This window comes from Murinocardiopsis flavida (assembly GCF_003014485.1).
In the GTDB taxonomy this organism is placed as follows: Bacteria; Actinomycetota; Actinomycetes; order Streptosporangiales; family Streptosporangiaceae; genus Murinocardiopsis; species Murinocardiopsis flavida.
The window spans coordinates 1-11129 of the sequence record NZ_PYGA01000021.1; the positions used below are offsets into that span (position 1 = coordinate 1).

At 70.8% G+C, this 11129-nt stretch carries 9 protein-coding genes; 3 read left to right on the top strand and 6 right to left on the bottom strand.

Annotation, left to right across the window (positions count from 1 at the left end):
* Positions 1-619: 619 nt before the first annotated feature.
* The gene (locus CLV63_RS25015; protein ID WP_106585666.1) at positions 620-1711 is read right to left on the bottom strand and encodes a sugar phosphate isomerase/epimerase family protein; all 1092 of its coding nucleotides are present in this window, start codon (positions 1709-1711) and stop codon (positions 620-622) included.
* A gap of 146 nt (positions 1712-1857) precedes the next feature.
* On the opposite strand from CLV63_RS25015, the gene CLV63_RS25020 reads away from it, so the two are divergent.
* Positions 1858-2556: a class I SAM-dependent methyltransferase gene (locus tag CLV63_RS25020; protein ID WP_106585667.1), complete on the top strand. Its 699-nt coding sequence runs from the start codon at positions 1858-1860 to the stop codon at positions 2554-2556.
* Between the two features lie 172 nt (positions 2557-2728).
* On the opposite strand, the gene CLV63_RS25025 is transcribed toward CLV63_RS25020, so the two are convergent.
* Positions 2729-3634, bottom strand: coding sequence for an SGNH/GDSL hydrolase family protein (locus CLV63_RS25025; protein ID WP_245929041.1), 906 nt, complete (start codon positions 3632-3634; stop codon positions 2729-2731).
* Positions 3635-3946: 312 nt separating this feature from the next.
* On the opposite strand from CLV63_RS25025, the gene radA reads away from it, so the two are divergent.
* On the top strand, positions 3947-5305 hold the full coding sequence (gene radA, locus CLV63_RS25030) for a DNA repair protein RadA (protein WP_106585668.1): 1359 nt from the start codon (positions 3947-3949) through the stop codon (positions 5303-5305).
* A 57-nt stretch (positions 5306-5362) separates the two neighbouring features.
* Here radA and CLV63_RS25035 read toward each other — a convergent pair whose 3' ends face one another.
* A complete protein-coding gene (locus CLV63_RS25035; RefSeq protein WP_106585669.1) occupies positions 5363-6130 on the bottom strand; it encodes a hypothetical protein in 768 nt (255 codons plus the stop codon).
* 65 nt (positions 6131-6195) lie between these two features.
* Between CLV63_RS25035 and CLV63_RS25040 the strand changes: the two genes are divergently transcribed.
* Entirely contained in the window at positions 6196-7071 is an 876-nt protein-coding gene (locus tag CLV63_RS25040; protein WP_106585670.1) for an A/G-specific adenine glycosylase, read from the top strand.
* A gap of 78 nt (positions 7072-7149) precedes the next feature.
* On the opposite strand, the gene CLV63_RS25045 is transcribed toward CLV63_RS25040, so the two are convergent.
* The 3 genes from CLV63_RS25045 to CLV63_RS25055 form a co-directional block, all read right to left on the bottom strand.
* Positions 7150-9663 (bottom strand): ATP-dependent Clp protease ATP-binding subunit, encoded by a 2514-nt coding sequence (locus tag CLV63_RS25045; protein ID WP_106585671.1) that lies wholly within the window; start codon positions 9661-9663, stop codon positions 7150-7152.
* A 373-nt stretch (positions 9664-10036) separates the two neighbouring features.
* Complete coding sequence (locus CLV63_RS25050; RefSeq protein WP_106585672.1) at positions 10037-10372, bottom strand: histone-like nucleoid-structuring protein Lsr2; 336 nt, start codon at positions 10370-10372, stop codon at positions 10037-10039.
* A 213-nt stretch (positions 10373-10585) separates the two neighbouring features.
* Positions 10586-10858: a hypothetical protein gene (locus CLV63_RS25055; RefSeq protein WP_245929049.1), complete on the bottom strand. Its 273-nt coding sequence runs from the start codon at positions 10856-10858 to the stop codon at positions 10586-10588.
* Between the last annotated feature and the right edge of the window lie 271 nt (positions 10859-11129).

The window sequence follows — 11129 nt, forward strand, 5'->3', positions numbered from 1 at the left end:
GCGGTGTCGCCCGGCCCGGTGGTGCTGCTGTTTTCGTCCATGTGTTCACTTTACCTATACCCACCTACAATTACTATGTGTGATCATACGAATTCGATGATCATCTGGCTGCTGCGGTGACCCTGGACAGGCCCGTCGAAGCGCAGTCCGATCGGCCCGGCCCCGGTGCCCTGGGGTGGAGGGGTGTGTTCACGCCCCTGGTGACCTCGGGAGATGGGAGTGTGCCGCACGCCCCTGGTGACCTCGGGAGAAAGGGGGTGTGCTGCGCGTCCCTGGTACCCCGGGGCGAAGGGGGTTGGCTACCGTCGCGGATGCGAAGCACCCGGCGGTGCGAAGCACCACGCTGGAGTTTTCCCGCAAGTCCTGATCCACCGCAGGGCGGCGGGTCTGGGCCCGGGGTCTGGCGATCAAGGCGGGCCGTGGTGTTTCGCGCCGCCGGATGCTCCGCAATCGCGACGGCAACCTCCGTCTCCACCCGGGCTCACGAGCGCTCCATCGGGGCGGGCCGTGGTGCTTCGCGCCGCCGGATGCTTCGCACTCCCCTACTGCGCCCGCTACGTGGAGTATCGCGCTGCGGGGGCCCGCGGGCCGCGCGTCTTGTGCGGCGACGGGCGGACGTTCAGGAGGTCGCGGGGTCGGCGGCCGGGCCGCCCACGGGGGCGGCGACCGTGCCGCCGGAGTCGACGGCGAACACCCGGCGCGGGGCGTCGTCGGGGCGGGAGCGGGTGGCGATGCGCTCGCGGCGGTCGCGCGGCGCCGACCCGTTGGCCGCGCCGCGTCCGTCGGCCGACGCGGACGCCCCTGCGGCGCCGTACCCGCCTGGGGACGCGCCGTGCGCCCCCGCAGCGCTGTGCTGGGACGAACCCCGCGCCCCCGCGGCGCTGTGCTCGCCGGGGGACGACCCCCGCACACCCGCCGCGAAGTGCAGGCGGGTGAACGCCAGCGCCTCGGCGAGGTCGGTGAGGCGGGTGGCGCGGTCGGCGGCCTTGCGGGTGTTGACCTCCAGCACGAGCTGGCCTTCGTAGCCGGAGGCCGCGAGGTGCTCCAGCAGTTCGGCGCAGGGCTGCGAGCCGCGGCCGGGGATCATGTGCTCGTCGAGGTTCTGCCCGCCGAGGCCGTCGGCCATGTGGACGTGCGACAGGCGGTCGCCGAGCTGCTTGGCCATCGCCATGGCATCGGAGCGGGACATGGCCGTGTGGGAGAGGTCGAGGGTGACGTCGGGGTAGTCGCGGTCGAGCGGGTTCCAGCTCGGGGCGTAGGGCACGACCTCCTTCTCGCCCACGTGCACCGGGTACATGTTCTCGACGGCGAAGACGACATCGGTCTCGTCCTGCATGCGCGCGATGCCGTTCTCGAAGTCCTTGGCGTACTCGCGCTGCCAGCGGAACGCCGGGTGGACGACGATGGCCTTGGCCCCGACCGCCTCGGCCATCTCCTTGGACTTGACGAGCTTGCCCCACGGGTCGCGGCCCCACACGCGCTGGGTGATGACCAGGCACGGCGAATGGACCGCCGTGATGGGGATCTGGTGGTAGTCCGAAAGCCGCCTGAGCATGTCGACGTCCTGGCTGACGGGGTCGCTGGAGACCAGCACCTCGACGCCGTCGTAGCCGAGCTTCGCGGCGAGTTCGAAGGCCACCGGGGTCTTCTCAGGGTAGACGGACGCCGTGGACAGCACGACAGGCGCGTCTGGGACCTGGATAGCGCTCACTCCAGCAAGCCTACGTCGTCGCGGCGGGAAATGGCCCACGGCCGCGGTATACATCACCGCCTTGAGACCTAGGCGTGTCCTGAGCGACTGCCCGAGGGGCGCACGCCGCGTTGTCGGGCGGGTCGGGGCCCGTTAGCGTTCGCCCCATGCGCAGCAGGATCCCCGGGACGATCCCGAGCCCCAACATCTGGTCGAACCCGCGGGTCTACGAGCTGGAGAACAACGCGGTCGACCCCGACCGGGTCATCGAGACCGCCATGCGGGGCGTCCGCGGTTGGGGCGGCGCCGACGTCCTCGACATCGGCTGCGGGACGGGATTCCACCTGCCGTGGTTCGCCGCGGAGGCCCGCCGGGTCGTCGGCGTCGAACCGCACGAGGCGCTGGCGGGGGCGGCCCGCGCCCGCACCCGCGACCTGGCGAACGTGCGGGTGCGCACCGGCACCGCCCAGGACCTCCCGTTGCCCGCCGCCTCGGTGGACGTCGCGCACGCCCGCTGGGCCTACTTCTTCGGGCCGGGCTGCGAGCCGGGCCTGGCCGAGCTGGACCGGGTCATGCGGCGCGGCGGGGTCGCGTTCGTCATCGACAACGATGCGACGCGCGGCACGTTCGGCGGCTGGTTCCGGCGCTTCCTGCCGCGGTACGACCCGGCCGGTGTCGAGCGGTTCTGGTCGGCGCGCGGATTCACGCGGGTGCCGCTGGACATGCGGTGGCTGTTCGAGCGGCGCGCGGACTTCGAGGCCGTCGTGCGCATCGAGTTCACGGCGGGGCTCGCCGAGGAGATCATCGCCGCGCACAGCGGGGTCGAGGTGGACTACGCGGTCAACCTGTGGTGGCGGGAGTACTAGCCGGGGGTCGTCATCCGCCGGTACCAGGGCGCGGCACGCCGAGGCGTCCGCCCGGCACGCCCTGAGCCGCTCCGGCCGGTGCCGGGGCGGCTCAGGGCCGCGCTGTCAGGGCCGCACTGTCAGGAACGGTGCGGACAGGAGCGGTGCGGCCAGGGGCCGTGCTGTCAGCGGGTCAGGCGAGCGGAGCGCCGCCCCCGCCGCCGCCGAGCGATTCGACGACCTTCCCGCCGACAACGGCCATGCCGTCGACGTTGGGGTGGACCGGTGCCGCGGGCTTGGTGGGGAAGATCCCCTCGACCCACTTGTCGGCTCTGGGGCCGCAGACGTCGTGCCCGCGCTCGAAGACGTCGACGTAGGTCACGCCCGCGTTGTCGGCCTCCTTGGCGATGGCGGCGTTCAGGTTGGTCTGGGCCTGGTCGAGGTAGGGGACGTCGTCGTCGGCGACGGGGACCTTCGGCCAGCACCCTTCGTTCTCGGGGAGGATCTGGAGGTAGCCGACGATGGCGACGGTGGCGTCGGGGCTGCGCTCCTTGATGCCGCCGAGGACCTCGGCGACCTTCACCGCGGTCTCGCTGACGCGCAGCTCCAGTTCGTCCTCGCCGGTGCGGGTGTAGTGCTTCTTGCAGGGGTCGCCGCCGGGGTTGGTGGCGCTGAGCGACGCGCACTTGATGAGGACGTCGGCGAAGCCGAAGTCGTTGCCGCCGATGCCGACGGTCACCAGGCTGGTGTCGGGGGTGAGCGTGTCGAACTGGGGCGGGTTGTCGGGGCCGAGCAGCGCCTGCGGCTGGGTCATGTGGTCGGTGATCGCCGCGGAGCAGCTGACGTCGAGGAACTCCGTGGCGCCGATGGCGTCGGCGACGACGTTGGGGTAGTTGTTGCTGGAGCGCAGGCACAGCGCCGGCTTGCCGTAGGCGCCGGGGATGAGGGGGCCTGCGGTGAACGAGTCGCCGAGCGCGACGTAGCGGTCGGCGAGGGCCGTCGGCTCCTCTGCCTGGGCGGGGGCGGCGGTCAGGGTGAGGGCGCCGGTGAGTCCGAGGGCCGCGGCGGCGGCCAGGCGTGCGGTCGTGGTGCGAGACACGCTTCTCCTCAGGGGATGAGCTCGCCCGTGTGGGCGAGGTGTGCGGGTGACTAGAACGTGACCTGTGCGCAAGGTGCGGTCAACCTGCCCGACCGCAAGCGGCCAACAACTTGACGCGGCGGTAATATCACTGAGGGTAACTCGAGGGGTGTCGCTACACCCGTGATTCCCGTAATCCGCCGCGCGCCCACGCGCGTGGCCGCCCCTCGCCCGCGCTTTCGCCGCCCCCAACCGCCCCCGCCGCCGCCCACAGCCTGTGGACAACCGGTGCCGCCGGCGCGAGTGTCGGCACCGGCCGCTAGCGTGCTGGGCATGGCCAAAGCAGCGAAGTCCACGTTCCGTTGCGCCGAATGCGGATGGACCACCCTGAAATGGGTCGGCCGCTGCGGCGAGTGCCAGGCGTGGGGCACCGTCGAGGAGTCCGGGGCCGCCGTCTCCGGCGGTGTGGCGCCCGCAAGGGTCTCCTCGCCGGCCCTGCCCATCACCGAGGTCGACATCGAGTCCGCGCACGCGGAGCGCTCGGGCATCGACGAACTCGACCGCGTCCTCGGCGGCGGCATCGTGCCCGGCGCGGTCCTGCTGCTCGCGGGCGAGCCCGGTGTCGGCAAGTCCACCCTGCTGCTGGAGACCGCCGCCATGTGCGCGGCGCGCGGGCCCGTCCTCTACGTCACCGGCGAGGAGTCCGCCTCCCAGGTCCGCCTGCGGGCCGAGCGCCTCGGCGCCCTCGACCCCAAGCTCTACCTCGCCGCCGAGAACTCCGTCGCGGCGCTGGCCGGCCACGTCGAGTCCATCGCGCCCAGCCTGCTCATCGTCGACTCCGTGCAGACCATGTACGCCCCCGACGCCACCGGCGTGCCCGGCGGCGTCACCCAGGTCCGCGAGGTCGCGGCGGCCCTGATCCGGCTGTCCAAGGCCCGCAACATCGCCACCGTGCTGGTCGGCCACGTCACCAAGGACGGCTCAATCGCCGGGCCCCGTGTCCTGGAGCACCTGGTCGACGTCGTCCTGTCCTTCGACGGCGACCGCCACTCCCCCCTGCGGCTGCTGCGCGCGGTCAAGAACCGCTACGGCCCCAGCGACGAGATCGGCTGCTTCGAGCTCACCGATTCCGGCATCATCGGCCTGCCCGACCCCAGCGGCCTCTTCCTCACCCGCCGCAACGAGCCGGTGCCCGGCACGTGCGTCACCGTCACGGTCGAGGGCCGCCGCCCGCTCATCGCCGAGGTGCAGGCGCTGGTCGCACCCACCAACGCCCCGCAGCCGCGCCGCACCACCTCCGGGCTCGACTCCGCGCGCACCGCCATGATCATGGCGGTGCTGGAGCGCCGCGCGGGCATGCAGATGGGCAACGCCGACATCTACGCCTCGACCGTCGGCGGCGTCCGCCTCAGCGAGCCGTCGGTCGACCTCGCGCTCGCGCTGGCGCTCGCCGGGTCCAAACGCGACCTCGCCCTGCCGCGCGGCCTGATCGCCCTGGGCGAGGTCGGCCTCGCCGGCGACGTCCGCGCGGTCAACGGCGTGGAGCGGCGCCTCGCCGAGGCGCAGCGGCTCGGCTTCACCCGCGCCATCGTCCCCAAGCACAGCGAGGAGCCGGTGCCCGGTATCGAGACCATCGGCGTCGAGGACCTGGGGCAGGCCCTGCGCGCCGCGTTCCCCTCCAAGCAGGGCTGACCCCGGCCCGGGCGGCACCGCGCGGCCACAGGCACCGGGCGGGGGCGCGCCGGGGCGTCAGTTCAGCCGGAACACCTTCGTGCCGGTCCCGCCGCTGTAGTCGCCGTGCAGGGTGGCGACGTAGGTGCCTGGGCGGTTGGCGTTGACGTCCTTGTCGCGGCAGTCCGACCAGCTCCGCTTGCGGTTCCACTCGACGGTCTTGAACACCGGCTCGCCGCGGCGGAGCTGCTTGCGCTCGGCCGCCTTGGCGCCCTTCGCGCAGTGGGCGGTCGAGAACACGCCGTCGTCGCCTGAGGCGATGCGGACCTCCATGCCCTTGGGGCCCACGTCGACCGTGCAGGTCTGCTTCGCGGTGTTGGTGACGGTGAGGGCCACCTTCGGCTTCTGGTCCCACGCGTAGTCGGTCTTGTCGACCTTCATGGTGACCACGACGTCGGCGGGGCGGCACGGGTCCTCGGGCTTCTTCGGCGCGGCGATCCCACCGGCGCCGCCCGGCTCCCCGCTGGCACCGTCGCCCGCCTCCGCGCCCTCGCCGCCACCCGGCTCGCCGCCGTCGGGGCCAGGGCTGCCGCTGGGGCTCTTGCTCGGGCTCGCGCTGGGGTCGGGGCTGGGCGAGGGCTTCTTGGACGGGGAGGGGGTCGGAGAGGCGCTGACGTTGTCATCGCCGGAGCCGTCGACACCCGCCGCCCGCTTGCCGGTGTCGGACGGGCCGGAGCACGCGTAGGCGACCAACGCTAAGACCGCGAAGAGTCCGGCCATGACGAAGACGCGACGCTTCCAATACGTCTCCATACTGACGGGTTCGGGACCGGTGCTCGACGCCATGGGCGTAGTATTCCGGCTTTCGGCAACTCCCCCTACTCGACCCGCCGTCCCCAGAGCGATTGAGCATGAGCGAAAACCCCTACAGCACCGCAGTTCTCGCCTGGTACGAGGACAACGCCCGCGACCTGCCATGGCGTGCGCCCGACGCCTCGCCATGGGCCGTCCTTGTGAGCGAGATCATGCTCCAGCAGACCCCGGTCGTGCGCGTCCTGCCCGCGTGGCACGCCTGGCTGGCCCGGTGGCCCACCCCCGACGCCCTCGCCGCCGACGCAGCGGGGGAAGCCGTCCGGATGTGGAACCGGCTGGGCTACCCGCGCCGCGCGCTGAACCTGCACGCCTGCGCGAAGGCCATCGTGGCGCGCCACGGCGGCGCCGTCCCCACCGCGCACGCCGACCTCCTCGCCCTGCCGGGGGTCGGCACCTACACGGCGGCCGCGGTGGCGAGCTTCGCGTTCGGGCAGCGCCACGCCATCCTCGACACCAACGTCCGCCGGGTGCTGGCCCGCGCCGAGACCGGGATTGAGTACCCGCCGAAAACCCCCGCCAAAGCCGAGACCCGGCTGGCGGAGTCGCTGCTGCCCGAACGCCCCGACGTCGCCGCCCGGTGGGGGGTCGCCGTCATGGAGCTCGGGGCGCTGGTGTGCACCGCACGATCGCCCAAGTGCGCCGACTGCCCCATCCTCGACCGGTGCGCATGGGTCCTCGCCGGCCGCCCCGCCTACGACGGCCCGCCGCGGCGCGGCCAGACCTACGCCGGGACCGACCGCCAGGTGCGCGGCCGCCTCCTCGCCGTCCTGCGCGCGGCGCCCGGCCCCGTCGCCAAACCGGCGCTCGACGCCGCATGGGACGAGGCGGTGCAGCGCGAACGGGCCCTCGACGCGCTGGTCGCCGACGGCCTGGTGGACCCGCTGGACGACGGCCAGTACGCGCTGCCCGGCTGAACCGCGCACCCCGGACACGCCGAAGGGCGGCCCCGAACGGGACCGCCCTTCGTGCGCGCCGGGTGCGGCGTGCGGACGCTACTCGGTGTTGCCGCTGGCCGCCGCCTCCTCCACCTGAGGGGTGTCGGGGACGGACTCGGGCTTGGGGACGCCGCGGAAGGTGAACTTCGCGTCGGTGCCCTCGCCCTCGGCGTCGACGATGATGATCTGGCCGGCCTTCAGCTCGCCGTAGAGGATCTGCTCCGAGAGCTGGTCCTCGATCTCGCGCTGAATGGTGCGGCGCAGCGGACGTGCGCCCAGCACCGGGTCGTAGCCGCGCTCCGCCAGCACCGTCTTGGCGGCCGGGCGCAGCTCCAGACCCATGTCGCGGTCCTTGAGCCGCTCATCGAGCTTGGCGACCATCAGGTCGACGATCGTGACGATCTCCTTCTCGGTGAGCTGGTGGAACACGATGGTGTCATCGACACGGTTCAGGAACTCGGGGCGGAAGTGGTTCTTCAGCTCCTCGTTGACCTTCGCCTTCATCCGGTCGTAGTTGGTCTGGGCGTTGTTCTCCTGCGCGAAGCCCATGGCCGCGCCCCTGGAGATGTCGCGGGTGCCGAGGTTCGTCGTCATGATGATGACGGTGTTCTTGAAGTCGACGTTGCGACCCTGGGCGTCGGTGAGCCGCCCCTCCTCCAGGACCTGGAGCAGCGAGTTGAAGATGTCGTTGTGCGCCTTCTCGATCTCGTCGAAGAGCACCACGGAGAACGGCTTGCGCCGCACCTTCTCGGTGAGCTGGCCGCCCTCTTCGTAGCCGACGTAGCCGGGAGGCGAACCGAACAGCCGCGAGACGGTGTGCTTCTCCATGAACTCCGACATGTCGAGCTGGATCAGCGCGTCCTCGTCGCCGAACAGGAACTCCGCCAGCGTCTTGGACAGCTCGGTCTTACCCACACCGGACGGACCGGCGAAGATGAACGAACCACCCGGGCGCTTGGGGTCCTTCAGCCCGGCGCGGGTGCGCCGGATCGCCTGCGAGAGCGCCTTGATGGCGTCCTCCTGGCCGATGACCCGCTTGTGCAGCTCGTCCTCCATGCGCAGCAGCCGCGAGGACTCCTCCTCCGTGAGCTTGAACACGGGGATGCCGGTGGCCGTGGCGAGGACCTCGGCGATGAGCTCCTCGTTCACCTCGGCGACGACGTCCATGTCGCCGGCCTTCCACTCCTTCTCCCGCTGGCTCTTCTTCGTGAGGAGCTGCTTCTCGTCGTCGCGCAGCGACGCCGCCTTCTCGAAGTCCTGCGCGTCGATCGCGGACTCCTTGTCGCGGCGGACCTGGGCGATCTTCTCGTCGAACTCGCGGAGGTCCGGCGGTGCGGTCATGCGGCGGATGCGCATGCGCGACCCGGCCTCGTCGATGAGGTCGATGGCCTTGTCGGGCAGGAACCGGTCGCTGATGTAGCGGTCGGCGAGCTGCGCCGACGCCACCAGAGCCGAGTCGGTGATGGAGACCCGGTGGTGCGCCTCGTAGCGGTCGCGCAGGCCCTTCAGGATCTCGATGGTGTGCGAGATCGTGGGCTCGTCGACCTGGATGGGCTGGAAGCGCCGCTCCAGCGCGGCGTCCTTCTCCAGGTGCTTGCGGTACTCGTCGAGGGTGGTCGCACCGATGGTCTGGAGCTCGCCGCGCGCCAGCATCGGCTTGAGGATGGACGCGGCGTCGATGGCGCCCTCGGCGGCACCGGCCCCGACGAGCGTGTGCAGCTCGTCGATGAACAGGATGATGTCGCCCCGGGTGCGGATCTCCTTGAGCACCTTCTTGAGGCGCTCCTCGAAGTCGCCGCGGTAGCGGCTGCCCGCCACGAGCGCCCCGAGGTCCAGCGTGTAGAGCTGCTTGTCCTTCAGGGTCTCGGGGATCTCACCCTTGACGATCTTCTGGGCGAGCCCTTCGACCACGGCGGTCTTGCCGACGCCGGGCTCGCCGATGAGGACCGGGTTGTTCTTGGTCCGGCGCGACAGCACCTGCATGACGCGCTCGATCTCCTTGTCGCGCCCGATGACCGGGTCGAGCTTGGATTCGCGCGCCGCCTGGGTGAGGTTGCGGCCGAACTGGTCGAGCACCAGGGAGGTCGACGGGGTCGACTCGGAGGAGGCGCCCGTTGCCTGGGGCTCCTTGCCCTGGTACCCGTGCAGGAGCTGGATGACCTGCTGGCGGACCCGGTTGAGGTCGGCGCCGAGCTTCACCAGCACCTGGGCGGCGACACCCTCGCCCTCGCGGATGAGGCCGAGCAGGATGTGCTCGGTGCCGATGTAGTTGTGGCCCAGTTGCAGCGCCTCGCGCAGGGACAGCTCAAGAACCTTCTTGGCGCGCGGGGTGAAGGGGATGTGCCCGGAGGGGGCCTGCTGGCCCTGACCGATGATCTCCTCAACCTGCTGGCGAACCGCTTCGAGGCTGATTCCCAGGCTCTCCAGAGCCTTCGCGGCGACGCCCTCACCCTCGTGGATGAGGCCGAGCAGGATGTGCTCGGTACCGATGTAGTTGTGGTTCAGCATCCTGGCCTCTTCCTGGGCCAGGACCACCACGCGCCGTGCGCGGTCGGTAAACCTCTCGAACATGTCTCGTCGCTCCTCACAGAGCGGTCAGGCAAGGACGGAAGTTCCGACCCTCACTTTCCCGCAATTCGGCCCCCGGGGAGAAAGTCTCCCCGATGGGCGCTGCCGCACCCTGCTCCACCGGGTCCTCGGGGCTCACCGGGACCCGCGGAACAAATCCCGCACGGCCGGCCGGCGACGACCGGCCGTGCTTGAGACTTTCCCCGACGATAGGGCGTTCACCCTCATCCAACTACGTATCGGCCCTCTGGTGTTCCATGTACGCCGCAAGCGAACGGCCCGCGTCCCCCTGGACTTCGAGGGCACACGGGCCGTGCTGGAAGTTCGTCGCGCAATGAGCCGATAGCGAACAAGGCGGATACCGCCCGCTGACGGGTCAGCGCTGCGCCGCGAGGTATTCGTCGACGATGGTCTGCGGGATGCGGCCCCGCTCGTTGACCTGCTTGCCGTGGTCCTTCGCCCACTTGCGGATCTCGGCGCTGCGCTCGCGGCTCGGCGCGTTGCGCTGCTGCTTGGCCTTTCCGCGGCCGGACTTGCCGGGAGCCTTGCGGGCGGCCTCGACATACGGCAGGACCGCGTCGCGCAGCTTGGAGGCGTTCTTGGCGCTGAGGTCGATTTCGTAACCGGAACCGTCGACCGCGAAGGACACGGTCTCCTCCGCTTCACCGCCGTCGAGATCGTCGACGAGCAGCACCTGAACCTTTTGAGCCATGGATACAGACCTTTCAGCAGACGGGTGCTCACGCACCTGAAAATAAAGCTATACCGCCGGAGAGGGGAAACACAATTCCCGAACCGGCAAAATTACCCTGGGCGTCCCATGACGGTTCTCTCATAAATCCCGCAACAGAACCGTGACCCCACGCACCGGCGAGGCGCGTGGGAATGGACGCGCCGATGGCGCACCCATTCCCCGGCGTTGCCGTTAGCGGCCCGCGGAGCCGGTATCGCCACTGGGGAGATCCGTGGCGGAACTCTCCGTGCTCTTTGGACCGCCTTCGGCGGTATCGCCCTCGGCGGCGGCAAGCTGATCCGTTTCGGGGACGGGAGTCCCGTTCCCCTCGGACGACGCGTCCTTCACCGGTCGGCCGTCAGCCGTTCTGGGCGCCATCTCCGAACGAAGCAGCTTGTAGATGAACGTGCAGAAGACGGTCGCGACAACGACCGGGGGGATCAGCGCCGACAAAACATCCCACATCGCGCGCATACCCCTTCCATATGGTGACTTTATCCGGTAATTACCACTGTTGTGATCGGCGCGGCCCGGCGGCCTGCGCTCGACATCGGCGGCAACTCGAACACTCGGCTCCCAGCATAGACGCCGATCGATCCGACGCCACCCGGCATGCCCGCCATTCGCCGCGCCCGGATCGGCGCCATTGCCGCCGGGCCCGCCGAAACGAACTCACCGGAAGCCCTGCCACAGCGGCCATGCCGAAATCCGCGGCGGCGCGGCACCGGCGGCACAC